General features: G+C 70.8%; 23 protein-coding genes and 1 pseudogene. 15 read left to right on the top strand and 9 right to left on the bottom strand.

The genetic code is table 11. The features are described from left to right. Nucleotides 1–92: 92 nt before the first annotated feature. Nucleotides 93–944 carry an SDR family oxidoreductase gene (locus tag ACWGKQ_RS09085; protein ID WP_453291228.1) on the bottom strand — a complete coding sequence of 284 codons (852 nt, stop codon included), beginning with the start codon at nt 942–944 and terminating at the stop codon, nt 93–95. A 92-nt stretch (nt 945–1,036) separates the two neighbouring features. Between ACWGKQ_RS09085 and ACWGKQ_RS09080 the strand changes: the two genes are divergently transcribed. Then, complete coding sequence (locus tag ACWGKQ_RS09080; RefSeq protein WP_453291227.1) at nt 1,037–1,438, top strand: winged helix-turn-helix transcriptional regulator; 402 nt, start codon at nt 1,037–1,039, stop codon at nt 1,436–1,438. 84 nt (nt 1,439–1,522) lie between these two features. On the opposite strand, the gene ACWGKQ_RS09075 is transcribed toward ACWGKQ_RS09080, so the two are convergent. The 5 genes from ACWGKQ_RS09075 to ACWGKQ_RS09055 form a co-directional block, all read right to left on the bottom strand. Next, nucleotides 1,523–2,584, bottom strand: a complete 1,062-nt coding sequence (locus tag ACWGKQ_RS09075; protein ID WP_453291388.1) for a 2-oxoacid:ferredoxin oxidoreductase subunit beta — start codon at nt 2,582–2,584, stop codon at nt 1,523–1,525. A gap of 4 nt (nt 2,585–2,588) precedes the next feature. Next, nucleotides 2,589–4,517: a 2-oxoacid:acceptor oxidoreductase subunit alpha gene (locus ACWGKQ_RS09070; RefSeq protein ID WP_453291226.1), complete on the bottom strand. Its 1,929-nt coding sequence runs from the start codon at nt 4,515–4,517 to the stop codon at nt 2,589–2,591. 202 nt (nt 4,518–4,719) lie between these two features. Then, entirely contained in the window at nt 4,720–5,427 is a 708-nt protein-coding gene (locus ACWGKQ_RS09065) for a LuxR C-terminal-related transcriptional regulator (RefSeq protein ID WP_453291225.1), read from the bottom strand. A gap of 266 nt (nt 5,428–5,693) precedes the next feature. Further along, complete coding sequence (locus ACWGKQ_RS09060; protein ID WP_453291224.1) at nt 5,694–7,055, bottom strand: sensor histidine kinase; 1,362 nt, start codon at nt 7,053–7,055, stop codon at nt 5,694–5,696. Between the two features lie 148 nt (nt 7,056–7,203). Next, nucleotides 7,204–8,394, bottom strand: coding sequence for a sensor histidine kinase (locus tag ACWGKQ_RS09055; RefSeq protein ID WP_453291223.1), 1,191 nt, complete (start codon nt 8,392–8,394; stop codon nt 7,204–7,206). A gap of 248 nt (nt 8,395–8,642) precedes the next feature. Here ACWGKQ_RS09055 and ACWGKQ_RS09050 point away from each other — a divergent pair, with 248 nt between their 5' ends. The 11 genes from ACWGKQ_RS09050 to htpX all read left to right on the top strand — a co-directional run bounded on the left by ACWGKQ_RS09050 (nt 8,643) and on the right by htpX (nt 19,714). Continuing rightward, complete coding sequence (locus ACWGKQ_RS09050) at nt 8,643–9,053, top strand: NADH-quinone oxidoreductase subunit A (protein WP_453291222.1); 411 nt, start codon at nt 8,643–8,645, stop codon at nt 9,051–9,053. Continuing rightward, complete coding sequence (locus tag ACWGKQ_RS09045; RefSeq protein ID WP_453291221.1) at nt 9,044–9,652, top strand: NADH-quinone oxidoreductase subunit B; 609 nt, start codon at nt 9,044–9,046, stop codon at nt 9,650–9,652. Before ACWGKQ_RS09050 ends, ACWGKQ_RS09045 begins: the two co-directional genes overlap by 10 nt. Then, nucleotides 9,649–10,896: an NADH-quinone oxidoreductase subunit C gene (locus ACWGKQ_RS09040; RefSeq protein WP_453291220.1), complete on the top strand. Its 1,248-nt coding sequence runs from the start codon at nt 9,649–9,651 to the stop codon at nt 10,894–10,896. The genes ACWGKQ_RS09045 and ACWGKQ_RS09040 overlap by 4 nt, the downstream gene beginning before the upstream one ends. Further along, a complete protein-coding gene (locus tag ACWGKQ_RS09035; RefSeq protein ID WP_453291219.1) occupies nt 10,893–11,861 on the top strand; it encodes a complex I subunit 1/NuoH family protein in 969 nt (322 codons plus the stop codon). Before ACWGKQ_RS09040 ends, ACWGKQ_RS09035 begins: the two co-directional genes overlap by 4 nt. Before the next feature lie 2 nt (nt 11,862–11,863). Beyond that, nucleotides 11,864–12,445 carry a NuoI/complex I 23 kDa subunit family protein gene (locus ACWGKQ_RS09030; protein WP_453291218.1) on the top strand — a complete coding sequence of 194 codons (582 nt, stop codon included), beginning with the start codon at nt 11,864–11,866 and terminating at the stop codon, nt 12,443–12,445. Continuing rightward, nucleotides 12,442–13,119, top strand: coding sequence for an NADH-quinone oxidoreductase subunit J family protein (locus ACWGKQ_RS09025; protein WP_453291217.1), 678 nt, complete (start codon nt 12,442–12,444; stop codon nt 13,117–13,119). Before ACWGKQ_RS09030 ends, ACWGKQ_RS09025 begins: the two co-directional genes overlap by 4 nt. Then, nucleotides 13,119–13,496: an NADH-quinone oxidoreductase subunit NuoK gene (gene nuoK, locus ACWGKQ_RS09020; protein ID WP_453291216.1), complete on the top strand. Its 378-nt coding sequence runs from the start codon at nt 13,119–13,121 to the stop codon at nt 13,494–13,496. The genes ACWGKQ_RS09025 and nuoK overlap by 1 nt, the downstream gene beginning before the upstream one ends. Beyond that, nucleotides 13,493–15,487 carry an NADH-quinone oxidoreductase subunit 5 family protein gene (locus ACWGKQ_RS09015; protein ID WP_453291215.1) on the top strand — a complete coding sequence of 665 codons (1,995 nt, stop codon included), beginning with the start codon at nt 13,493–13,495 and terminating at the stop codon, nt 15,485–15,487. The genes nuoK and ACWGKQ_RS09015 overlap by 4 nt, the downstream gene beginning before the upstream one ends. 6 nt (nt 15,488–15,493) lie before the next feature. Further along, entirely contained in the window at nt 15,494–17,068 is a 1,575-nt protein-coding gene (locus ACWGKQ_RS09010) for an NADH-quinone oxidoreductase subunit M (RefSeq protein WP_453291214.1), read from the top strand. Continuing rightward, complete coding sequence (locus ACWGKQ_RS09005) at nt 17,065–18,588, top strand: NADH-quinone oxidoreductase subunit N (protein ID WP_453291213.1); 1,524 nt, start codon at nt 17,065–17,067, stop codon at nt 18,586–18,588. Before ACWGKQ_RS09010 ends, ACWGKQ_RS09005 begins: the two co-directional genes overlap by 4 nt. Nucleotides 18,589–18,850: 262 nt before the next feature. Further along, nucleotides 18,851–19,714: a zinc metalloprotease HtpX gene (htpX, locus tag ACWGKQ_RS09000; RefSeq protein ID WP_089099496.1), complete on the top strand. Its 864-nt coding sequence runs from the start codon at nt 18,851–18,853 to the stop codon at nt 19,712–19,714. An 85-nt stretch (nt 19,715–19,799) separates the two neighbouring features. On the opposite strand, the gene ACWGKQ_RS08995 is transcribed toward htpX, so the two are convergent. Together ACWGKQ_RS08995 and ACWGKQ_RS08990 are read right to left on the bottom strand one after the other, a co-directional pair. Beyond that, entirely contained in the window at nt 19,800–20,201 is a 402-nt protein-coding gene (locus ACWGKQ_RS08995; RefSeq protein ID WP_453291212.1) for a hypothetical protein, read from the bottom strand. 144 nt (nt 20,202–20,345) lie between these two features. Continuing rightward, the gene (locus ACWGKQ_RS08990) at nt 20,346–20,747 is read right to left on the bottom strand and encodes a YccF domain-containing protein (protein ID WP_453291211.1); all 402 of its coding nucleotides are present in this window, start codon (nt 20,745–20,747) and stop codon (nt 20,346–20,348) included. Between the two features lie 118 nt (nt 20,748–20,865). Here ACWGKQ_RS08990 and ACWGKQ_RS08985 point away from each other — a divergent pair. Next, a pseudogene (locus tag ACWGKQ_RS08985) lies at nt 20,866–20,999 on the top strand (YccF domain-containing protein); the annotation flags it as partial. Between the two features lie 141 nt (nt 21,000–21,140). Further along, nucleotides 21,141–21,710: an SMI1/KNR4 family protein gene (locus ACWGKQ_RS08980; protein ID WP_453291210.1), complete on the top strand. Its 570-nt coding sequence runs from the start codon at nt 21,141–21,143 to the stop codon at nt 21,708–21,710. 79 nt (nt 21,711–21,789) lie between these two features. Here the strand turns inward: ACWGKQ_RS08980 and ACWGKQ_RS08975 are convergent, their stop codons facing one another. Continuing rightward, entirely contained in the window at nt 21,790–23,055 is a 1,266-nt protein-coding gene (locus tag ACWGKQ_RS08975) for an APC family permease (protein WP_453291209.1), read from the bottom strand. A 181-nt stretch (nt 23,056–23,236) separates the two neighbouring features. On the opposite strand from ACWGKQ_RS08975, the gene ACWGKQ_RS08970 reads away from it, so the two are divergent. Beyond that, a complete protein-coding gene (locus ACWGKQ_RS08970) occupies nt 23,237–23,521 on the top strand; it encodes a GlsB/YeaQ/YmgE family stress response membrane protein (RefSeq protein WP_453291208.1) in 285 nt (94 codons plus the stop codon). Nucleotides 23,522–23,575: the final 54 nt, after the last annotated feature.

Here is a 23,575-nt window from a genome sequence, read left to right as displayed (position 1 = left end):
TCATGGCCGTATCGGCATACGGTCGTGACAGACCGGGGTCACCGTCTCCTGGAAGGTTCCCCAGGGGGGGGCTTACCGGGGCTGACCGGGGCTTACTTGAGCGCGGCGGCGATCGCCTCGGAGATCGGGGAGGTCGGGCGGCCGGCCAGGCGGGAGAGGTCGCCGGAGTCGACGACCAGCTCGCCCTTGGCGATCGACGCGTCGACGTCGACGAGGATCGCGGCGAACATCTCCGGCACACCGGCACCCGTCAGGATGCCCTGGAGCACCTCGCCGGGCACGGAGTTGTAGGCGATCTCCTTGCCGGTCTGCCGTGCGAGCTCGGCCGCGTACTCGGCGAAGCTCCAGGCGACGTCGCCGCCCAGCTCGTACGTCCGGTTCTCGTGGCCCTCGCCGGTCAGCACGGCGACCGCGGCGGCCGCGTAGTCGGCGCGGGAGGCCGAGGAGACCCGGCCCTCGCCGGCCGCAGCGACGACGGCGTCGTGCGCCAGCACCGGGGCGAGGTTCTCGGTGTAGTTCTCGTGGTACCAGCCGTTGCGCAGCAGGGTGTAGGGCAGGCCGGAGGCGAGCAGCGCTTCCTCGGTGGCGCGGTGGTCGTCCACCAGCGAGGCGTGCAGGCTGCCCGGGGCGCTGGTGTACGCCAGCAGGGCCACGCCGGCCGCCTTGGCGGCGTCGATGACGACCTTGTGCTGCGCGGGGCGGCCCTTGTCGAACTCGTTGCCGGAGATCAGCAGCACCTTGTCGCCGGCGGCGAAGAGGCCGTCGAAGGTCTCGGGGGTGTTGTAGTCCGCGACGGCGATCTTCACGCCCTCGGCGGCGAAGTCGGCGGCCTTGGCCTCGTCGCGCACGACGGCGGTGATCTGCTCGGCCGGGACCTTCTCCAGCAGCTGCGTCACGACGTGACGGCCGAGGTGTCCGGTGGCTCCGGTGACAACGATGCTCATGGTGTGCGATCTCCTTGTGGGGTTCCGATGTCACTAACCCTAGGAGGTGCGCTAACCAAAGGAAAGTACCCACTTTGAAGTAAGGTACTGGCATGACCGTAAGTGCCTCAGAAGCCGATCCGCCGAAGGCCGGAAAATACGTCGTCGGCGCGGAGATGTGCCCGTACCGCCTGGTCCTGGAGCACGTCACCAGCCGCTGGGGCGTCCTGGTCCTGATCGAGCTCCTCGACCGCCCCCACCGCTTCAGCGAACTGCGCCGCGCGATCGGCCGGGTCAGCGAGAAGATGCTCACCCAGACCCTCCAGACCCTGGAACGCGACGGCCTGGTCCACCGGGACGCCAAGCCCGTCATCCCGCCCCGCGTCGACTACTCCCTCACCGACATCGGCCGCGAGGCCGCCCACCAGGTGCGGGACCTGGCGCTGTGGACCGAGCGGCGGATGGCGGACGTGGAGCGGGCCAGGACGGCGTACGACGACGCGAAGCGCGCCTGAGACCCCGAGGGCCTCCCGGGAACACGGGTGGGGCCCGGACACGCTGTCCGGGCCCCACCTTTCCTGACTCGCGGCTTCCCTGGGTCAGCCCACGACCGTCCAGGTGTCCCCGCCGGCCAGCAGCGCCGCCAGGTCGCCCTTGCCGTGCTGTTCGACCGCGGTGTCCAGTTGCTCGGACATCTGCACGTCGTAGACGGGCCGTTCCACCGAGCGGAAGACGCCGACGGGCGTGTGGTGCAGGGTGTCGGGGTCGGCCAGCCGGGACAGCGCGAAGGCCGTGGTGGGGGAGGGCGAGTGGGCGTCGTGGACGAGAACCTCGGACTCGTTCTCCGCGGTCACGTCGACCACCGACAGGTCGCCGGTGAGCCGGTCCCGTACGACACCGCGCGCGCCGTCCGCGCCGAAGCGGATGGGCTGCCCGTGCTCCAGGCGGATCACCGCCTCCTCCGAGGACTGCTTGTCCTTGAGGGCGTCGAAGGCGCCGTCGTTGAAGATGTTGCAGTTCTGGTAGATCTCGATCAGTGCCGTGCCCGGGTGGGCGGCGGCAGCGCGCAGCACCTCGGTCAGGTGCTTGCGGTCGGAGTCGATCGTGCGGGCGACGAAGGACGCCTCCGCGCCGATCGCCAGCGACACCGGGTTGAACGGGGCGTCCAGCGAACCCATCGGTGTCGACTTGGTGACTTTGCCGACCTCGGAAGTCGGTGAGTACTGCCCCTTCGTCAACCCGTAGATGCGGTTGTTGAAGAGGAGGATCTTCAGGTTGACGTTGCGCCGCAGGGCGTGGATGAGGTGGTTGCCGCCGATGGACAGCGCGTCACCGTCACCGGTCACCACCCACACCGACAGGTCCCGCCTGCTGGTCGCCAGGCCGGTGGCGATCGCCGGGGCCCGGCCGTGGATGGAGTGCATGCCATAGGTGTTCATGTAATACGGAAAACGGGACGAGCAGCCGATGCCCGAGACGAAGACGATGTTCTCCTTCGCCAGCCCCAGCTCCGGCATGAACCCCTGCACGGCCGCCAGGATCGCGTAGTCACCGCAGCCCGGGCACCAGCGCACCTCCTGGTCGGACTTGAAGTCCTTCATGGACTGCTTGGCCTCGGCCTTGGGGACGAGCTGCAGCAGTCCGTCGGTGGCGTCGGTCATGGCGTCAGTCATGGATGGCCTCCTTGAGCGCCGTGGCGAGCTGCTCGGCCTTGAACGGCATGCCGTTGACCTGGTTGTACGAATGCGCGTCCACCAGATACTTCGCCCGGATGAGGGTGGCGAGCTGACCGAGGTTCATCTCGGGGATCACCACCTTGTCGTAACCTCTCAACACGGTGCCGAGATTCCTCGGGAACGGGTTGAGGTGCCGCAGATGCGCCTGTGCGATCGGTTCGCCGGCCGCGCGCAGCCGCCGTACCGCCGCCGTGATCGGCCCGTACGTCGACCCCCAGCCCAGCACCAGGGTGCGCGCCCCGTCCGGGTCGTCCACCTCGATGTCGGGGACGTCGATGCCGTCGATCTTGGCCTGCCGGGTGCGGACCATGAAGTCGTGGTTGGCGGGGTCGTAGGAGATGTTCCCGGTGCCGTCCTGCTTCTCGATGCCGCCGATGCGGTGCTCCAGGCCGGGCGTGCCGGGGACCGCCCACGGCCGGGCGAGGGTCTGCGGATCGCGCTTGTACGGCCAGAAGACCTCGGTGCCGTCGTCGAGGGTGTGGTTGGGGCCGCTCGCGAACTGCACCCGCAGGTCGGGCAGCTCCTCCAGCTCCGGGATCCGCCAGGGCTCGCTGCCGTTGGCCAGGTAGCCGTCGGAGAGCAGCATGACGGGCGTCCGGTAGGTCAGCGCGATCCGGGCCGCCTCCAGCGCCGCGTCGAAACAGTCGGCCGGCGTCCGCGGGGCGACGACCGGGACCGGCGCCTCGCCGTTGCGGCCGTACATCGCCTGGAGCAGGTCGGCCTGCTCCGTCTTGGTCGGCAGCCCGGTGGACGGCCCGCCCCGCTGGATGTCGACGACCAGCAGCGGCAGCTCCAGCGAGACCGCGAGCCCGACCGTCTCCGCCTTCAGGGCGACACCCGGACCGGACGTCGTCGTCACCGCCAGCGAACCGCCGAACGCCGCCCCCAGCGCCGCACCGATGCCGGCGATCTCGTCCTCGGCCTGGAAGGTCCGCACACCGAAGTTCTTGTGCTTGGACAGCTCGTGCAGGATGTCGGAGGCCGGGGTGATCGGGTACGACCCGAGGAACAGCGGCAGATCCGCCTGGCGCCCCGCGGTGACCAGGCCGTACGCCAGGGCCAGGTTCCCGGAGATGTTCCGGTACGTGCCGACCGGGAACGCCGTCGTCGCCGGCGCGATCTCGTACGAGACGGCGAAGTCCTCGGTGGTCTCGCCGAAGTTCCAGCCCGCGCGGAAGGCCGCCAGATTGGCCTTCATGACCTCGGGCTTCCGCGCGAACTTCTGCTGGAGGAACCTCTCCGTGCCGTCGGTCGGCCGGTGGTACATCCATGACAAGAGGCCGAGCGCGAACATGTTCTTGCTGCGCTCGGCCTCCTTGCGGCTCAGGTCGAATTCCTTCAGTGCCTCCACGGTCAGCGTGGTCAGCGGCACCGGGTGGAGGCTGTAGCCGTCGAGTGACCCGTCCTCCAGGGGCGAGGTGTCGTAGCCGACCTTCTGCATCGCCCGTTTGGTGAACTCGTCCGTGTTCACGATGATCTCCGCGCCGCGCGGCAGATCCCCGATGTTCGCCTTCAGCGCGGCCGGGTTCATGGCCACCAGCACGTTCGGCGCGTCGCCCGGGGTGAGGATGTCGTGGTCGGCGAAGTGCAACTGGAACGACGAAACCCCCGGCAGGGTGCCTGCGGGGGCCCGGATCTCGGCCGGGAAATTCGGAAGGGTCGACAGATCGTTGCCGAAAGACGCCGTCTCCGACGTGAACCGGTCGCCGGTGAGCTGCATACCGTCACCCGAGTCCCCCGCGAACCGGATGATCACCCGATCCAGGCGCCGGACGGCCTTCACGCCGCCCGGCTTGCGCTGTTCTCCCACGACGGTTCCGTCGGCCTGTTCCGTTGTCCTGCTGACCTGGCTGGTCACTGAACTGGACCTCCTTCGAGGCGGCTGCCCGGGAGCGGTCGTCCCACGGACCATCCCGTAATCAACCCTACGTCGGTTAGGGTCGCCTTCCCGTGCCAGCTCGCATGCTGGACGGAGTCCTGAGACGACCTGTCGCCCTGACTTGTCACGATTTTCCCTCCCCCTGGCCGCCTTCTGGTGCCGACACGGTGCCGTCGGCCCGTCAGGAGTTCAGATACGTCAGAACGGCCAGAACGCGCCGGTGGTCACCGTCGCTCTGGGAGAGCCCGAGCTTGAGGAAGATGTTGCTGACGTGCTTCTCGACGGCTCCGTCGCTCACGACCAGCTGCCGAGCGATCGCCGAGTTCGTCCGCCCCTCGGCCATCAGCCCCAGCACCTCCCGCTCCCGCGGCGTGAGGCCGGCGAGCACGTCCTGCTTACGACTCCGCCCGAGCAGCTGCGCGACGACCTCCGGGTCCAACGCCGTACCGCCCCCGGCGACCCGCACCACGGCGTCCACGAACTCCCGTACCTCGGCGACCCGGTCCTTCAGCAGATAGCCCACACCCCGGCTGGAACCGGCCAGCAGTTCGGTGGCGTAGCGCTCCTCCACGTACTGCGATAGCACCAGCACCCCGAGCCCCGGATGCGCCTTCCGCAGCCGTACGGCCGCCCGCACACCCTCGTCGGTGTGCGTCGGCGGCATCCGCACATCCGCGACGACGACGTCCGGCAGCGCGTCCTGCGCGTCCAGCTCGGCGATGGTCTTGACCAGCGCCTCCGCGTCCCCGACGCCCGCGACGACGTCATGCCCCCGATCGGTCAACAGCCGGGTCAGCCCCTCCCTGAGCAGCACGGAATCCTCGGCGATGACCACCCGCACCCTGTCCTCCACGATCTCCCGGCCCCCCACACCCCGTACGGCGTACATGCCTGCCCTGTCCGAAAGACCAGCATTCCAGCATTCGGATCGGAGCGCGTGCGGGTAACGAGAGGAGTCGAACCAAATCAGGCCGCTGGGCCGTGCCTCCCTCCACGACCCAGCCCGTCCGGTGTTTGAGGACGAGGCCGTTCAGGCCGAATCGGGGTCCGGGGGCGGCAGCCCCCGAAACGGGCGGTCGAACCGGAGGGTCGAAGGGGGCCCACCCCCTGGAGTGACGGGACGGGCAGGGGCGGCGGGGGCGAGAGAACCCGCCCTCAGCCACGCCAGGGCAGCTCCGCCGTCACCCGCGTGGGCCCACCCACCGGCGAGTCCACCACCAGAATCCCGTCCACCGCGTCCAGCCGCTCGGCCAGCCCCGCCAGCCCCGACCCCGCCGCCGTGTCCGCGCCCCCGACCCCGTCGTCCGCGACCTGCAGCATCAACCGGTCCTCGCTCCGCCACACATCCACCGCCGCCCCACTCGCCCGCGCATGCTTGCTGATGTTCTGGAGCAACTCCGACACCGTGAAGTACGCGATCCCCTCGATCGCCGCCGCCGGCCGCTCCGCCAGGTCGACCTCCACCCGTACCGGCACCGTGCACCGCGAGGCCACCGCGGACAGCGCCGCGTCCAGCCCCCGGTCGGTCAGCACCGCCGGATGGATCCCCCGGGCCAGGTCCCGCAACTCCTGCAACGCGGTCTTCACCTCGCCGTGCGCCTCGTCCACCATCCGCGCAGCGACCTGCGGATCCTCCCGCAGCTTCTCCTTCGCCAGCCCCAGATCCATGGCCAGAGCCACCAGCCGGGCCTGCGCCCCGTCGTGCAGATCCCGCTCGATGCGCCGCAGATCGGCGGCGGCCGTGTCCACGACGACCCCCCGGTCGGACTCCAGCTCCACCACCCGCGACGCCAGTTTCGACGGCCCCAGCAGCCCGTGCACCATCACCCGGTCCACCAGCGTCAGCGCCCTGACGATCCACGGCGTGGCCAGCGTGAACAGCAGCCCCACCAGCGCGGTCACGGTGATCTCGAACGGGTTGTCGAGGTAGACGCTGTGGTGCGCGTCTCCGTACAGCTGGAGCCCGCCCTGCCCGGCCCACACCGGGAACACCCAGAACCACAGTGGATACGTCAACAGGGCCCAGCCGTACGCCCAGAAGTTGAGGGCGACGACGAAGGAGAACATCGACCAGGGGAACTGGATGACCGCGTACAGCAGATGACGCCAGGACGTGCCGCTCTTCAGTACCGCGCCGACCCAGGCGAAGAACCCCGGCTTGCGCATCCGCAGCGGCTCCGGGTCGGCCACGTCCAGCTTCAGCAGCCCACGCGCGCGTGCCCGTTCCAGCGCCCCGAAGCCACGGCAGCCGGCGAGGGCCACCGCCAGCAGCGGGATCCCGATGAAGGTCACCAGCAGACCGACGCCGAGGGCCAGCATCGTCACGGTCCACACGAACAGCGTGACGCCGACCGGAAGACCCAGCAGGACATAGCCGAACTCGCGCCAGCTGCGCGCCTCGAACGGCGCCCGCAGCACGGCCGGCCCCCGACGCCGACGCCCCCCGTACGGCTCGTAGCCGTACCCGTCGTCCTGCCCGTAGCCGTACCCGTACCCGTGTCCGTATTCCGTGGCCATCGGCGCCGTCCCGTCCCGTCCTGTCCAGCCCTGCCTCATCGGCCTGTCGTGCCGTGCCTCCACCCTGCTGTGCCGCAGGTCCACCGGCCATGGAGCCCGTCGGCATCTTGAACGGGGGGTTTTCCCCACCCTCCCCCCTCGCGCTTCGCTAGGCCCGGTCGCGCCAGGGCAGCTCCGCGGTGACCGTCGTGGGACCGCCGGCCGGTGAATCCACGACGAACAGGCCGTCGACCGCACCGAGCCGCTCCGCGAGCCCGCGCATCCCGGAGCCGCCGTCCAGGCTCGCCCCGCCGTGCCCGTCGTCCTGCACCTGGATCAGCAGCCGGTCGTCGGCCCGCCACACATCCACCGACGCGGAACGCGCCCCGCTGTGCTTGCTGATGTTCTGCAGCAGCTCGGAGACGGTGAAGTAGGCGATGCCCTCGATCGCGGCCGCCGGTCTGGACGGCAGGTCGGCGGTCACCTGCACCGGCACCGTGCAGCGCGTGGCGACCGACGACAGCGCCGCGTCCAGCCCCCGGTCGGTCAGCACCGCCGGATGGATGCCCCGGGCGAGATCCCTGAGCTCCTGGAGCGCCAGCTTCACCTCGCCGTGCGCCTCCTCGACCATCGCGGCGGCCCCGTCGGGATCCTCCAGCAGTTTCTCCTTCGCCAGGCCGAGCCCCATCGCCAGATTGACCAGCCGGGCCTGCGCCCCGTCGTGCAGATCCCGCTCGATGCGCCGCAGGTCGGCGGCGGCCGTGTCGACGACCACCCCCCGGTCCGACTCCAGTTCGGCGATACGGCGCTCCAGCTCGTCGGAGGGCGACAGCAGCCCGCGCACCATCGCCCGGTCCACGTTCGTCAGCCCGCGCGCGATGAACGGCAGCACCGGCCACAGCACGAACAGCGAGGTCAGCGTCGTGCAGAAGGTGAGGATGCCCCACGGCAGCCGGATGAAGTCGTACAGCAGCGTCCGCCAGGCCACCGGGTCCTTCAACGTCATCCACAGCCGCTGGGTGCCCGCACCGCGCCCGGCCCACGGCAGCGGGGTCGGCTCCTCCACCCGCACCCCGAGCAGCGCACGCGCGCGTGCCCGTTCCAGCTTCCCCAGCTGCCGGGCGCCCAGCAGGGTCGCGGCGAGCAGGGGTATGCCGATCACGGTCAGCGTCAGTACACCGCTCACCAACCCCGTCGTGACGACATAGACGAAGCCGAACAGCGACGTCGGCAGGTTCAGCAGGAGGTGCGCGATCTCCTTCCAGGTGTGACCGTCGAAGGCGAAGCGCACGGGCGGCAGCCGCTCGCGGTCTTCTCCGCCGTCGGCGAAGCTGCGGGATCGGGGTGCTGGTGCGGTCATATGCGCCAGCGTGCCGTGTGCCGCGGCGCGATGCCATGGAGTTCACCGCCCGGGCCGCCCTGGGGAAAACCCCACCAGGCGACCCCGGTCCCGTGTCCCACCCTGTCCCACCGCGTGACGGCCCGCTTACCGTGTCTTTATCAGGGCCTAGACTCCCGTGCGTACAGATCGTCGAATCAAGAGTTGACTGAGGTCACGGCACCGGGCCGGTCGGGCCTGTGGTCTGTCGAGGGAGTGAGGGACGGGCGATGCCGGAGACGGTGGGCGGTGAACCGACCGCGGTCCTCGCCGCGGACTACTTCGCGTCCTACTCGGTCGTGGGACTGCTGACGCTGGTCGGCGTGGTCTTCGTCGCCGTCGCCTTCGGCGCCGGCCGGCTGCTGCGCCCGGTGGTCCCCACCCCCGAGAAACTCCTCACCTACGAGTGCGGCGTCGATCCCGTCGGCGAGGGCTGGGCCCACACCCAGGTCCGCTACTACGTCTACGCCTTCCTCTACGTCATCTTCGCCGTCGACTCGATCTTCCTGTTCCCCTGGGCGACGGTCTTCGCCGCCCCCGGCTACGGCGCGACCACGCTCGTGGAGATGTTCATCTTCCTCGGCTTCCTCGCCGTCGGCCTGCTGTACGCATACAAGAAGGGCGTCCTGACATGGACGTGACGCCGGAGCCCGTGTCACTGCCGGAGCCGAAGAGGCTGGGCGCGCTCGCCCGCCTCGCCCCCGAACCGATGAAGGTCGTCCTCAACTGGGGCCGCCGCTACTCGCTCTGGGTCTTCAACTTCGGTCTCGCCTGCTGCGCGATCGAGTTCATCGCCGCGTCGATGGCCCGCCACGACTTCATCCGCCTCGGCGTGATCCCCTTCGCGCCGGGCCCCCGCCAGGCCGACCTGATGGTGGTCTCGGGCACGGTCACGGACAAGATGGCCCCGGCGGTCAAGCGCCTGTACGAGCAGATGCCCGAACCGAAGTACGTCATCTCCTTCGGCGCCTGCTCGAACTGCGGCGGCCCCTACTGGGACTCCTACTCCGTCACCAAGGGCGTCGACCAGATCATCCCCGTCGACGTCTACGTCCCCGGCTGCCCGCCGCGCCCCGAGGCGCTCCTCCAGGGCATTCTCAAACTCCAGGAGAAGATCGCGGCGGAGTCCCTGGGCGAGCGCTACGGCACCACCCCCCGCCCGTCCGCCGCGGCCCTCCAGAGCGGCCTGGTCCGGCCGCCGGCCCGCCCGGCGGACGAGAGCGAAGGGGACGCGCGATGACGGCCCCGACCGGCTGGCTGCCGGCCCCCGTCGAGGAGCTCTTCGGCCCGGACGCCACAGCAGACGAGTCCTACGACGTCCTGACGGTCGACGTCCCTCCCTCCTCCTGGCTCGCCGCCCTGGAGACCGCCCGTACGGTCCTCTCCTGCACCTATTTCGACTGGCTGAGCGCGGTCGACGAACCCGGCACCGGCTTTCGCGTGTGTGCCCACGTCGTCGCCCTCGCCCCGGTCCGCCGCCTGCTCCTTCGTACGGCCGTCCCGCACACCGCCCCCGAACTCCCCTCCGCCGTCGGTGTCTATGCGGGCGCCCGCTGGCACGAACGCGAGACCCACGAGATGTTCGGTGTCCGCTTCACTGGCCACCCCGGCCTGGACCACCTCCTCCTCCCGGAGACCTTCGAAGGCCACCCCCTGCGCAAGGACTTCGTCCTCGCCGCCCGCGTAGCCAAGGCCTGGCCCGGCGCCAAGGAACCGGGCGAGTCCGACCACGGCGGCCCCAAGCGCCGCCAGATGCTCCCCCCAGGCGTCCCCGACCCCAACGAGTGGGGCCCCCTCAAGGGCCAACTCCCGCCCGCACCGGCCCGCCCCGCCCGAGCCACGGCCGGCCGCACTCCCGGCGAACGCCCGGCCCGCGCAGCCGGCGACCGCCCGGTACGCCGCTCACGCACGGCCGCGGAGGGCTCGGCGAGCCAGGCCACCGCGACGGCCGGGACGGCCGAGCCGACGGAGACGGGCTCGGTGGGCGCGGCGGGGCCTTCGGCGGCTCCGCGCCGGGCACGTAGTGCCGGCGAGGGATCCGCCACGCAGCGGGCGGCCTCCGCTGCGGAGGAAGTGTCCGCCGTGGAGAGCGCCGCGGAAGACACCGGTGCGCAGGCGACCGCTCCTGCCGCGGAGCCGTCGGCTGCTTCTCGAGGGCCGCGCCGGTCACGTACTGCTTCGGGCGGCTCCGCTTCACAGCGTGCGCAGGAGACGGAGACGCCGGCGGCACCGGCCACCCCGGACCGCCCCGCAACCACCCGCAGCTCGGACGCGCCGTGGCACCACGCTCGTCCGGCCTTCGAGGAACCGGAGGGCGGGAAGCCGCGCGGGACATCGGCCGACCCGACGGAGACAGCCGCGACCAGGACCAACACCGAGGAGCCCGAGCCGGAACCCGCCGAGCCCGAGGCACCCCAGGCACCCGCGGATTCCGCCCCCGAACGCCCCGCCCCCCACGACGACCCCGCAGGAGGCCCGCAGTGAACGACGCTCTGGACGTCGCCCTGCGACTCCTCGTCGTGTTCGTCGTCTTCCTCACCTTCCCCCTGATCGTCGGTCAGACCGAGCACAAGGTGATGGCCCACATGCAGGGCCGCCTCGGTCCGATGTACGCCGGTGGTTTCCACGGCTGGGCCCAGCTGATCGCCGACGGCGTGAAGTTCGCGCAGAAGGAGGACGTGGTCCCGGCGGGCGCGGACCGCCGTGTCTTCCAGCTGGCCCCCGCGGTCGCTCTCCTCCCGTATCTGCTCGTGCTGCTCGCCATCCCGATCGGCCCCGGCGAGGGCGCGGTCGGCCAGGTCCTGGACGCGGGTGTGTTCTTCGTGCTCGCCGTGATGGGCGTCGGCGTCCTCGGCTCGCTCATGGCCGGCTGGGCCAGCGCCAACAAGTTCTCCCTCCTCGGCGGCCTGCGCACCGCCGCCCAGCTCCTCGCCTACGAACTCCCGATGCTGCTCGCCGCCGCCTCCGTGGCGATGGCGGCCGGCACCGTCTCCCTGCCGGGCATCGTCGGCTCCTTCCACTGGTGGTGGCTGCCCTGGCAGATCACCGGCGGCCTGGTCTTCTTCATCGCCGGCCTCGCGGAACTCCAGCGGCCCCCGTTCGACATGCCAGTCGCCGACTCGGAGATCATCTTCGGCGCCTACACCGAGTACACGGGCCTGCGTTTCGCCCTGTTCCTGCTCGCCGAGTACGCCGGGATCGTCGTCCTGTGCGGCCTGACCACCGTCCTGTTCCTGGGCGGCTGGCACGGCCCGTGGGGAGCCGACGGCCTCGGCTGGCTGTGGACCCTCCTGAAGACGGCGCTCCTCGCCTTCGTCGTGATCTGGCTCCGCGTGACCTACCCCCGGCTGCGCGAGGACCAGTTGCAGAAGTTCTCCTGGACCCTCCTCGTCCCCCTCTCTCTCGCCCAGATCGCCCTCACCGGCATCGTCAAGGTGGTGATCTCCTAACCGTGGCTCCCATTCCCGGAAGTGGCCTCGCCAAGGGCCTGGCCGTCACCCTGCGCACGATGACCCGGAAGTCGGTCACCGAGCAGTACCCGGACGCCCTTCCCGACCTCCCGCCCCGCACCCGGGGTGTGATCGGGCTGTTCGAGGAGAACTGCACGGTCTGCATGCTCTGCGCCCGTGAGTGCCCCGACTGGTGCATCTACATCGACTCCCACAAGGAGACCGTCCCGGCGGCGACCCCGGGCGGCCGCGAACGCAGCCGCAACGTCCTGGACCGCTTCGCCATCGACTTCTCCCTGTGCATGTACTGCGGTATCTGCATCGAGGTCTGTCCTTTCGACGCGTTGTTCTGGTCCCCCGAGTTCGAGTACGCCGAGACCGACATCCACGAACTCACCCATGAGCGCGACAAGCTCCGCGAGTGGATGTGGACGGTCCCTGCCCCGCCCGCACTCGACCCCGGCGCGGAGGAACCGAAGGAGATCGCCGCCGCCCGCAAGACCGCCGAGAAGCTCGCGGCCGCCCAGGCCGCGCCGGTCACGCCGGTCGCCGAACCGGCTGAGCCGGGGGAGGAGGAGTCGTGAGCCCGCTCGCCCAGGCGCCGCACGGCTTCCTGTCCCCGACCGGCGTGGAGATCGCCTTCCTCCTCGTCGGCCTGGTCACCTTCGGCGCCGCCCTCGTCACGGTCACCACCCGCCAGCTGGTGCACGCCGCCCTGTGGCTGGTGGTCGCCCTCGGCGGAATCGCTGTCGAATACCTGCTGCTCACCGCCGAGTTCATCGCCTGGGTGCAGGTCCTCATCTATGTGGGTTCCGTCGTCGTCCTCCTCCTCTTCGGTCTGATGCTCACCAAGGCCCCGATCGGCCGCTCCCCGGACGCCGACTCCGGGAACCGCTGGGTCGCGCTGGCCGTCGCCGCGGCCGCCGCGGCCGCCCTGGTCTGGGTGGTCGTGGACGCCTTCCGCACCACCTGGATCGACCTGGACGGCGCCGCAGCCGGCTCGACGAAGGTCACCGGCGCGAGCCTCTTCCAGAACTGGGTCCTGCCCTTCGAGGCCCTCTCCGTCCTCCTCCTCGCGGCCCTGGTCGGAGCGATCGTCCTGTCCCGGAAGGCGAAGGCGGAATCGGCCCCGCCCCCTGTGAACGGCCGGCCCGTCACGCAGAGTTCCCCCTCGGTCACGGATTCCGGGATTCACCCGATCGAGCAAAACCCCGAGCCGGAACCCGAGCAGAAGCCCGAGCAGGAAGGCGCCCGCTGATGCACCTCGCCTATCCCGCCGTGCTCTCCGCTCTCCTCTTCTGCACCGGCCTGTACGGCGTCCTCGCCCGCCGCAACGCGATCCTGGTCCTGATGTCGGTCGAGCTGATGCTCAACGCCGTCAACCTCAACCTCGTCGCCTTCGACGTCTGGCTGAGCAAGACCGCCCGGGACACCCTGCACTCCGGCCAGGCTCTGACCCTGTTCACCATCGCCATCGCCGCCGCCGAGATCGGCATCGGCCTGGCGATCGTCCTCGCCGTCTACCGCAACCGCGGCACCTCCGACATCGACCGGCTCCGCGACACCGCCGAGGGCCACGAGGACGGCACGCCCACCGACGAGGCGGCCGACGAGAAGGCTGAGGCCACCGCGTGACCACGACCACCCTCGCCGTCCTCGTCCCGCTCCTGCCCTTCCTCGGCGCCGCCGCCGGTCTGCTCCTGGGGCGCACCGCCCCCGGATTCGTGCGCCCGCTCGCGGTCCTGCCGACGCTCGCCGCACTGGCCCTCGCCTGCACGGTCGCCGCCGACCAGGGCGGCGGCCAGGCCGTGGACGCCCACACCGAGCTCACCCCGACCGGCTCGGTCCCCATCGAACTCGCCCTGCACATCGACGGCTTCGCCGCCCTCGTCGCCGTCCTGGTCGCCTTCGTCGCGACCTGCGTGCAGATCTACTCCACCGGCTACCTGCGCAACGACCCGCGCTACCCCTCGTACGCCGCCCTCGTCTCCCTGTTCACCTCCGCGATGCTGCTGGTCGTCTACTCCGGCGACCTGATCGTGCTGCTGGTCGGCTGGGAAGTCATGGGCATCTGCTCCTACTTCCTGGTCGGCCACTACTGGGAGACCCCCGAGGCCCGCGCCGCCTCCGTCAAGGCCTTCCTGGTCACCAAGCTCGGCGACGTACCGTTCCTGATCGGCCTGTTCGCGCTGGCCACCGACGCCGGGTCGTTCCGCATCACCACGGTCCTCGGCACCGTCGCGAACGGCGGGCTGCACCATCCCACCCTGGTCGGCCTGCTGCTCCTGTGCGGCGTGGCCGGCAAGTCCGCACAGTTCCCGCTGCACACCTGGCTCCCCGACGCCATGGCCGGCCCGACCCCCGTCTCCGCGCTGATCCACGCCGCGACGATGGTCGCCGCCGGTGTCTACTTCGTCGCCCGTCTCCTCCCGGTCTTCGAGGCCAGCGCGGCCGTGATGGTCGTCCTCGCCGTCATGGCCGCCGTCACGATGGTCGGCTCGGCCCTCGCCGCGCTCGCCCAGGACGACATCAAGCGCGTCCTCGCCTACTCGACGATCGGCCAGCTCGGCTACATGACCGGTGCCCTCGCCGTCGGTGACCGCGGTGCCGCCGTCTTCCACCTCCTGTCCCACGGCGCCTTCAAGGCACTGCTGTTCCTCGCGGCCGGCGTGATCATCCACGCCGCCGGCACCAACTCGCTGGCCGTCATGTCCCGCACCTCCGGCCTGCGCGACCGCGTCCCGGACGCCTACTGGACGATGACCGTGGCCCTGCTCGCGCTCGCCGCGATCCCTCCCTTCAGCGGCTTCTTCTCCAAGGAGTCCGTCCTCGGCGCAGCCGAACACGTCGCCACCGGCCACACCGAGCACGCCCCCGGCAGCGCCGGCTGGACCGTCCTGGTCGCGGGCCTGGCCACCGCCCTGCTCACCGCCGCCTACGCGACCCGGCTGTGGCTGCTGACCTTCCGGGGCCGGGGAGCCGAGGCCGCGGACCACGGGCGGCAGCCGCTGTCCATGACCGCGGTGCTGTGGGTCCTGGCCGTCCCGTCCCTCGCCTTCGGCGGGTTCGCCTACCGCTCGCTGCCCGGCTGGTTCGACGGCCGCGCCCTCACCCCGACCCTCACCACGTCGGTCCTCGGCACTGGCCTCGCGCTCGTCGGCGGACTCGTCACCTACGGCGCCTGGCAGCGCACCAGAACTCTGGCCGCGCGCGCCCCGCTGGGTGCCGTCGCCGCCCACCCGGAGGGGGACGCCGGACTGGTCGAGGCCGAGGCCATCGCCGCCCACGAGCCCGCCTTCGGCGACGTGGCCTACGCACCCGACCCGGCGGACCCCGGCCGGCTGCTGCTCGGCCCGCTGCACCGGCACGCGGCCGAGGGCTTCCACCTGGACGCCGTCTACGACGTGCTGTTCGTCCGCCCGGTGCTGGCCGCCGCGAGCCTCGTCCAGTTCCTCGACCGCGAGGTCGTCGACACCTACGTACGCGGGGCGGGCGCTCTGCCCCGCCTGCTCGGCGCCGCCGCACGGCGGGCCCAGACCGGCAACGTCCAGACCTATGTGAGCGCGCTGCTCGCCGGCACCGTCGTCCTGGCGGTCGCCGTCCTCCTCGTCGCCACGGGAGCGTGAGCAGGCGTGATCGATATCAGCGAATCCGTGATGCAGTTCCTTCTGGCATTGATCGTCGGCGGCCCGCTCCTCGGCGCCGTCGCCGCCCTGCTGCCCGCCCCGCCCGGGCTGAAGGGGAAGTCGCCCGAGCAGGCCGTGCTCCGCCACGGCGTGACCGTGACCGGCGCGATCCTGGTCGCCGCGATCGTCCTGGCGCTGGGCTTCGACCAGGACCATCCGTCGAGGATGCAGGCCACGACCGACATCAGCTGGATCCCCGCACTCGACGTGCGCATCCACCTCGGCATCGACGGCATCTCCCTCCCCCTCGTCGTCCTGACCGCGCTGCTGACCTTCCTCTGCGCGCTCTACTCGTACTTCAACCCGCCCGCGGGCCCGTCCCCGAAGGCCTTCGTCGCCCTGATCCTCGTCCTGGAGTCCGGCACCCTCGCCAGCTTCGCCGTCCTCGACCTGCTGCTGTTCTTCCTCGCGTTCGAGACGGTGCTCATCCCGATGTACTTCCTCATCGCCCGCTGGGGCGGCGCGGGGCGGACCCGGGCCGCCTGGAAGTTCATCCTCTTCACCCTGCTTGGGTCCGTCGTCATGCTGCTCGGCCTGCTCCTGATCGGAATCAAGGCGGGCACCTTCGACATGGTGGCACTCGCCACTGACAACGGCCGGTCGCTGACCTCGTCCGTGCAGGTCATCGCCGTTCTGGCGATCGGGATCGGGCTCGCGGTCAAGACCCCGATGTGGCCCCTGCACAGCTGGCTGCCGGACGCCCACACCGCCGCGCCGACCGTCGGCTCGGTCCTGCTGGCCGGTGTCATGCTCAAGATGGGCACGTACGGGTTCGTCCGGATCCTGCTGCCGGTTGCGCCGGACGGCTTCCGCACCTTCGCGCCGTACCTCGCCGCCTTCGCCGTCGTCGGGATCATCTACGGGTCCCTGGCCTGCCTGAACCTGGCCAAGCGGGGCGCGAAGGGCGACCTCAAGCGGCTGATCGCCTACTCCTCCGTCGGCCACATGGGCTTCGTCCTGCTCGGCATCGCCACCATGACCCCGACCGGCGTCAACGGCGCCCTGTTCGCCAACATCGCCCACGGCCTCATCACCGGCCTGCTGTTCTTCCTGGTCGGCGGTCTGAAGGACCGCACCGGCACGACCGACCTGGACGCGCTGGCCGAGGAGACGGGCGCCGCGCTGTACGGCAAGGCACCGCGCCTCGGCGGACTGCTCGCGTTCGCCGCCGTCGCCTCGCTCGGGCTGCCCGGCCTCGCCGGGTTCTGGGGCGAGATGCTGGCCCTGTTCGGCGCGTTCAAGCCCGCCGCCGGCCTCAGCCGCCCGGCCTTCCTGACCTTCATGGCGATCGCCGCGTTCGGCACCCTGCTGACGGCCGCGTACATGCTGGCCGTGGTCCGCCGCGTCTGCATGGGCGCCGTACCGCAGGGCATGCCGGAACTCGCCGACGTCCGCACCTACGAGTTCGCGGCCTGGACTCCGCTCGTCGCCCTCACCGTCGTCGCCGGGCTGTGGCCGAAGGCCCTGCTCGGCCTGACCGACCCGGCCGTGCAGCAGCTCCTCGCAGGAGGCACCCGATGAGCGCCCTGGCCCAGCCACTGGCGGCGAACCTCGTCCAGTCCGTCGACTGGCTCGCCATCGCCCCGCCCACCCTCACCGCGGTCGTCGGCCTGGTCGTCCTGGTCGCCGACCTGTTCGTACCCGAAGCCAGGAAGCCGCTCCTCGGCTGGATCTCGGTCGCCGGACTCGCCGCGGCCGCCCTCCTGCTGCTCCCGCTCCTCGGCCACGACCGCAGCACCTTCTGCCTGACCGGCACCACGCGCGCGTGCAGCTACACAGCCGACCGGTTCACGCTGGTCGTGCAGTTCCTCGTCCTCGGCGGTGCCCTGCTCACGGCCCTGCTGTCCGTCACCACCCTCAAGGACGGCAACCGCCGTTACCCCCAGGGCGAGTTCTGGTTCCTGCTGCTCTCCTCGGCGGCCGGCGCCGCCCTGCTGCCCGCCTCCCGCGACCTCGCCACCCTGATCGTCGCCCTGGAGGTCGCCTCCCTGCCCGCCTTCGCCCTCGTCGGCATCCGGCACGGCGACAAGAGGTCCTCTGAAGCGGCCCTGAAGTTCTTCCTGTCCTCGGTGACCGCGACCGCCGTCAGCCTCATGGGCGTCAGCTTCGTGTACGCCACCACCGGCAGCCTCTACCTCACCCAGGTCGCCGACCGGATCCAGCACGTCGACGGACAACTGCACACGCTCGCCCAGACGGGTGTCGTCCTCACCCTGGTGGGTTTCGCGTTCAAGACGGCCGCCGTCCCCTTCCACTTCTGGGTACCCGACACCTACATCGGCGCTCCGCTCCCGATCGCCGCCTATCTGTCGGTCGTCGGCAAGGCCGTCGGCTTCTCGGGCCTGATCCTGGTCACCGTCGTCGCCTTCCCGTCGTACGCCGACGTCTGGGGACCCGCGCTCGCCGCCCTGGCCGCACTCACCATGACCGTCGGCAACGTGGCCGCCCTGCGCCAGCAGGCCACGCGCGCGTACAGCGCGGTACGGCTGCTCGCCTGGTCGTCGGTCGGCCAGGCCGGCTACCTGCTGGTGCCGATCGCCGCCGCCGGATACACCAAGGACGCCCAGAAGGCCGTCGGCTCCACCGTCGCCTACGCCCTCATGTACGCGGCAGTGAACCTCGGGGCCTTCGCGGTGGCCGCCGCCGTCGCCCGTACCGCGCGGCTCAACAGGATCGCCGACTACCGCGGCCTGTACGCCAGGAACCCGCTCACCGCGCTGCTCCTCGCGTTCTTCCTGCTGTGCCTCGCCGGACTCCCGCCCGGCATCATCGGCCTGTTCGCCAAGGTCACCGTCTTCTCGGCGGCCGTCGACGCCGGCCTCGGCTGGCTCGCCGTCGTCATGGCCGTCAACGTCGTGATCGCCCTCTACTACTACCTCCAGTGGACGGCCCTGCTGTTCCGCGCCCCCGAGGGCGAGCCCGCCAGGCACCGCCTCCCGGCCCCCCTCACGGCCGCGCTCGCCCTCACCGGCAGCCTCGGCGTCGTCCTCTCCGGGGCGCCGCAGCTGGTGCTCCGCTTCGCCACCTCCGGCCTGTTCTGACGCCCTGCACGCGCGCGTGGAGGACACCCCTGCACGCGCGCGTGCGGACCGTCACACGTGCGAAACCACCGCCCGGTGCGGCTCTCACCCGGACGGCTCACGCGGCGCACAGCGGACACAAGGGAACTAGTGGCCGTCGCCTGGCGTTGACCAGTGCGAAAGGGTCCACTGGATGTGACACCACGACACCGGTGGCATCGCAGATCGGAAGGCAGCACCGCAGGCAAAGGGTTCCCCTGCCGCACGACTTGGAGGGCGTACCGTGCACCGCCGGCACAACGGGCTCAGGACCGCAGTTCTCCTCGGGGGACTGTCGGCACTCATCATCGTCATCGGCAGCTTCTTCGGCCGAACGGGTCTGATCGTCGCGGTCCTCGTCGCCCTCGGCACGAACGCGTACGCGTACTGGAACAGCGACAAACTGGCGCTACGCGCGATGCGCGCGCGCCCGGTCAGCGAGTTCGAGGCCCCGGCCCTGTACCGGATGGTCCGCGATCTCTCCACCCAGGCCCGCCAGCCCATGCCCCGCCTGTACATCTCGCCGACGGAGGCACCGAACGCCTTCGCCACGGGCCGCAATCCGCGCAACGCCGCCGTGTGCTGCACGGAGGGCATCCTGCGCATCCTCGACGAGCGCGAACTACGGGGCGTCATCGGCCACGAACTCAGCCACGTCTACAACCGCGACATCCTCATCTCGTCGGTCGCCGGCGCCCTCGCCTCGGTGATCATGTTCCTGGTCAACTTCGCCTGGCTGATCCCGGTCGGCCGTTCGGACGACGACGACGGCCCCGGCTTCCTCGGCCTGCTGCTGATCATGATCCTGGGCCCGCTCGCCGCCTCTCTCATCCAGCTCGCCATCAGCCGCTCCCGGGAGTACGAGGCGGACGCCTCCGGCGCCCAGCTCACCGGTGACCCGCTCGCCCTCGCCAGCGCCCTGCGCAAGCTGGACGCCGGCACCAAGCAGCTCCCGCTGCCCCCCGAGCCCCGGATCGAGACCGCGAGCCACATGATGATCGCGAACCCCTTCCGTCCGGGCCAGGGACTGTCCAAGATGTTCTCGACGCACCCGCCCATGGCGGAACGAATCGCCAGACTGGAGAAGATGGCCGGTCGTCCGCAGTGAAGACCGCCCTGAACATCATTCGGGTCGTCCTGAGCGGCTCCTGGCCTGACGGTCACGCGCCACCCGGGACGGGACCGGCGGTGCGTCAATCACTCCTGGAGACTTGCCACCGCGGGTCTCTCAGCGCTCGGGTCAGTACCGTGTCGTACTGATCGGCGTCAAAACAGAACGCCGGGGGCCGCACCGTGTTCATGGGCACCTGCCAGTCGGACCACTCCACAACACCGCCGTGCCGCTGCACGAACACGGACAGGTAGCCACAACATCCGCCCGTGCACTCAGGCTCGCCGAGCACTACCCGTCGCCCCCGACCGGTCGCCCAGAGGGCACCGTGACCGTCGGCGGGCAGCGACTGCTCCGCGAACGGGCCGTGGCCTCCCTCTCCAACCGCCTCCGCCACCACTTCCTCGCCGTTGATCCGCAACCGCAACTGGGCAGCCCAACGGGGACCCGGTGGCAACGCACCGACCTCAAGCCGATTGAACATCCGAGCACCCTACTTGGGACCCGGCCGTCCCAGGTCCCTTCCTGCGACCGGTGCGTGCGTCTGGCCAGCCATCAGTCGACGCCCCAAGAGGCGAGCGTTGCCTGATGCGGCGCTAGAACCCCTGAATCCCATCTCGGTGGCGACTCAGCGGCCGCCAAAACCCTGGTCCGTTGCTACCACTTCGCGGCCCAAAGGCATGAGGGAGATCGGGATGAGCTTCAGGTTGGCCCACCCGAACGGGATCCCGATGATCGACAGGAACAGCGGGATGCTCGTGATCAGGTGGGCCAGAGCCAGCCACCACCCCGCGAAGATCACCCAGATCACGTTTCCGATGAAGGACCCGGCGCCGGCGTCCGGCCGTTCCACCGTGGTCCGTCCGAACGGCCACAGGACGTAGCCGGCGATACGCAGGGACGCGATGCCGAACGGGATGGTGATGATCAAGACGAAGCAGATCAGCGCCGCGATCAGGTAGCCGAGCGCCATCCAGAAGCCGCAGAAGACGAGCCACAGGATGTTGAGCAGCAGGTTGAACACCTTCATGGTCGGTACCCTCTCCAGGTCACTCCGTCGGCATGCCTGCTGCCACAAGTATCAGCCGGTCAGGCGTCCAGGCGGAAGCGCAGCGGCCTTGTAGCGTGATTGGGAACGTCTCGAGACGATCCCGATCGGCATAGCGCCGTTCTGTATCGGCAACGTGGAGCGGCGCGACGAGGGTGCCCCCTCCTGCGTCGGCAACGGCCTGTGGCAGGTTCTCGCGGGCTGGTGCCGGCCCTCGCCCGCATCGTCACCGGTGGCCGTTCGCGGCCCGCTGACCGCTCCTCGTCCGACCTCATCCGACGCTTCCGGCCCACGAGTTGTCCACAGGTCAGAGCGTCGCCGGGAGGTTGTCCACAGGCCGGCCCGATTGTCAGTGGCGGCCTGCATCATGAAGCCATGACCGAGATCGAGCAGTTGCTGACACGGGTGACCGCACAGGCCCGCAACTCCCGCCCGTGGGGCTGGCCTTCGCTTCCCGCGCCCGTCGACGCCGCCACACTCGACCGCGCCGGTCAGACCCTGGGCTTCGCCCTGCCACCCCTCCTCGCCGCGCTCTACGAGCGGGTGGGCGACGGAGGCTTCGGCCCGTCGTACGGGTTGCTTCCCCTGCTCGACGCGGCACCCTCGGGTGAGCCGGCCGCCGTCGCCCAGTACCTCACCAACCGTGAGTACGGCCGCAAGAACCCGGACTGGCCGTGGCCCGAGGGTGTCCTGCCGATATCTCACTGGGGCTGCGGCATGTACGCGTGCGTGGACTGCCGGACCCCGCAGGCCACGGTCCTGCTCTACGAGCCGAACGCCGACGACACGGACGGTGCCTGGTTCGTGGACGCGCCCAGCCTCTCCGACTGGCTGTGCACCTGGCTGGAGGGCACGGGCTGGTACGAGGAGACCGACGAGGGCACGGATCTGGCGCCCTGGGCCGACTTCCGGACCCGCATGGCCCACCAAGAGCAGGCATCCTGAGAGAGGGGGGCCTCCCGAGCGCAGCCGCCACCGTCCTGCGCCGCAGGCAGCGGTAGCGGTGGCAGTCGCGGCACTGTGTCTACCGGGCCGCCGCCCACCGCCGTACGGCGTACGCCGCCGCACCCACCGCCAGTACGGCCGCCCCCGCGGCCACCGACGTCATCGGCAGCGCGAACGCGAGGATCACGCACCCGAGCAGTCCCACCACCGGAACCAGCCGCGCCCGCGGTGCCTGATCCAGCGTCCACGCCGAGGCGTTGGCCACCGCGTAGTACGCCAGCACACCGAAGGAGGAGAAACCGATGGCACCCCGGACGTCCACGGTCGCCGCCACCACGGCCACCACCGCGCCGACGGCCAGTTCCGCACGGTGCGGGACCTGGAAACGCGGGTGCACGGCGGCCAGCGCCGGAGGCAGATGACCGTCGCGGGCCATGGCCAGCGTCGTCCGCGACACCCCCAGGATCAGGGCCAGCAGCGAGCCGAGCGCGGCCACCGCGGCCCCCACCCGCACCACGGGCACCAGCCCCGGCACCCCGGCCGCCCGCACCGCGTCGGCCAGCGGCGCGGCCGCCCGCCCGAGCCCGTCCGTGCCCAGTACCGAGAGCGTGGCCACCGCCACGCACGCGTACACCACCAGCGTGATCCCCAGGGCCAGTGGGATCGCACGCGGGATGGTGCGCGCCGGATCCCGTACCTCCTCGCCGAGGGTCGCGATCCGCGCGTACCCGGCGAACGCGAAGAACAGCAGGCCGGCCGCCTGAAGCACCCCGCCCACGCCCGACGACAGCCCGATGTCCAGCCGCCCCGCGTCCGCCACCCCGGACGTCAGGCACACGACCACCACGGAAGCGAGGACCGCCAGCACCACGGCCACGATCACCCGGGTCAGCCAGGCCGACTTCTGGATGCCGCCGTAGTTCACCGCGGTCAGCACCACCACGGCCGCGACCGCCACCGCGTGCGCCTGCCCCGGCCAGACGTACGCGCCCACGGTGAGCGCCATCGCGGCGCAGGACGCCGTCTTGCCGACCACGAACGCCCAGCCCGCGAGATACCCCCAGAAGGCGCCGAGCCGCTCCCGCCCGTACACGTAGGTGCCGCCCGACTGCGGGTACCGGGCGGCGAGGCGCGCCGAGGACATGGCGTTGCAGTAGGCGACCACGGCGGCGACGGCCAGCCCCGGCAGCAGCCCCGACCCGGCCGCGCGGGCCGCAGGGCCCAGGGCGGAGAACACGCCGGCCCCGATCATCGAGCCGAGTCCGACGACCACGGCGTCCCGGACGCCCAGCGTGCGCCGCAGACCGGCAGGGGAGGAAATCACGCGCCGCACCCTACTGATCACCGCAACCGTGCGGTATCGCCCAGGCGTCCTCGTCATCGACAAGGCACGAACATACGCGCGACGGACAGATGCGGACGGCTCGGACGGAGTGTCCGGCACCACCTGTCCGGCACAGTCGGCCCGGACCGAAATCACAGGGCCGGGACAGTGCGAAAACGGCGCGGAAGGGCAGGTTCAGGTTATGGGCATCGTCAGTTGGATCATCCTGGGACTGTTGGCCGGCGCCATCGCCAAGTTCCTGCTGCCGGGACGCGACCCGGGCGGCTTCATCGGCACGACTCTCATCGGCATCGTGGGTGCGTTCCTCGGCGGCTGGATATCGGCCCGCTGGCTGGACCATCCGGTCGCCAAGAACTTCTACGACGGCGCGACCTGGGTGGCGGCGATCGGCGGCTCGCTGGTCCTGCTGATCGCCTACCGCATCGTGTTCGGCAACTCACGCAACTCACGCAACTCACGCGACTGAGCAACCTCGTCCGGAACCGGCGTACGGGAGGGCGGGCACCGCGCGGTGCCCGCC

The organism is Streptomyces sp. NPDC054770 (genome assembly GCF_053611985.1).
This window is presented reverse-complemented; position numbering and strand designations above follow the sequence as displayed.

Coding starts and splice junctions, on each gene's coding strand:
- ACWGKQ_RS09075 (WP_453291388.1), bottom strand. CDS start 2,584: ATGACCGACGCCACCGACGGACTGCTGCAGCTCGTCCCCAAGGCCGAG.
- ACWGKQ_RS09045 (WP_453291221.1), top strand. CDS start 9,044: ATGGACGTGACGCCGGAGCCCGTGTCACTGCCGGAGCCGAAGAGGCTG.
- ACWGKQ_RS08980 (WP_453291210.1), top strand. CDS start 21,141: ATGACCGAGATCGAGCAGTTGCTGACACGGGTGACCGCACAGGCCCGC.
- ACWGKQ_RS09050 (WP_453291222.1), top strand. CDS start 8,643: ATGCCGGAGACGGTGGGCGGTGAACCGACCGCGGTCCTCGCCGCGGAC.
- nuoK (WP_453291216.1), top strand. CDS start 13,119: ATGCACCTCGCCTATCCCGCCGTGCTCTCCGCTCTCCTCTTCTGCACC.
- ACWGKQ_RS09080 (WP_453291227.1), top strand. CDS start 1,037: ATGACCGTAAGTGCCTCAGAAGCCGATCCGCCGAAGGCCGGAAAATAC.
- ACWGKQ_RS09055 (WP_453291223.1), bottom strand. CDS start 8,394: ATGACCGCACCAGCACCCCGATCCCGCAGCTTCGCCGACGGCGGAGAA.
- ACWGKQ_RS09060 (WP_453291224.1), bottom strand. CDS start 7,055: ATGGCCACGGAATACGGACACGGGTACGGGTACGGCTACGGGCAGGAC.
- ACWGKQ_RS08990 (WP_453291211.1), bottom strand. CDS start 20,747: ATGAAGGTGTTCAACCTGCTGCTCAACATCCTGTGGCTCGTCTTCTGC.
- ACWGKQ_RS08970 (WP_453291208.1), top strand. CDS start 23,237: ATGGGCATCGTCAGTTGGATCATCCTGGGACTGTTGGCCGGCGCCATC.
- ACWGKQ_RS09085 (WP_453291228.1), bottom strand. CDS start 944: ATGAGCATCGTTGTCACCGGAGCCACCGGACACCTCGGCCGTCACGTC.
- ACWGKQ_RS09065 (WP_453291225.1), bottom strand. CDS start 5,427: ATGTACGCCGTACGGGGTGTGGGGGGCCGGGAGATCGTGGAGGACAGG.
- ACWGKQ_RS09005 (WP_453291213.1), top strand. CDS start 17,065: ATGAGCGCCCTGGCCCAGCCACTGGCGGCGAACCTCGTCCAGTCCGTC.
- ACWGKQ_RS08995 (WP_453291212.1), bottom strand. CDS start 20,201: ATGTTCAATCGGCTTGAGGTCGGTGCGTTGCCACCGGGTCCCCGTTGG.
- ACWGKQ_RS09040 (WP_453291220.1), top strand. CDS start 9,649: ATGACGGCCCCGACCGGCTGGCTGCCGGCCCCCGTCGAGGAGCTCTTC.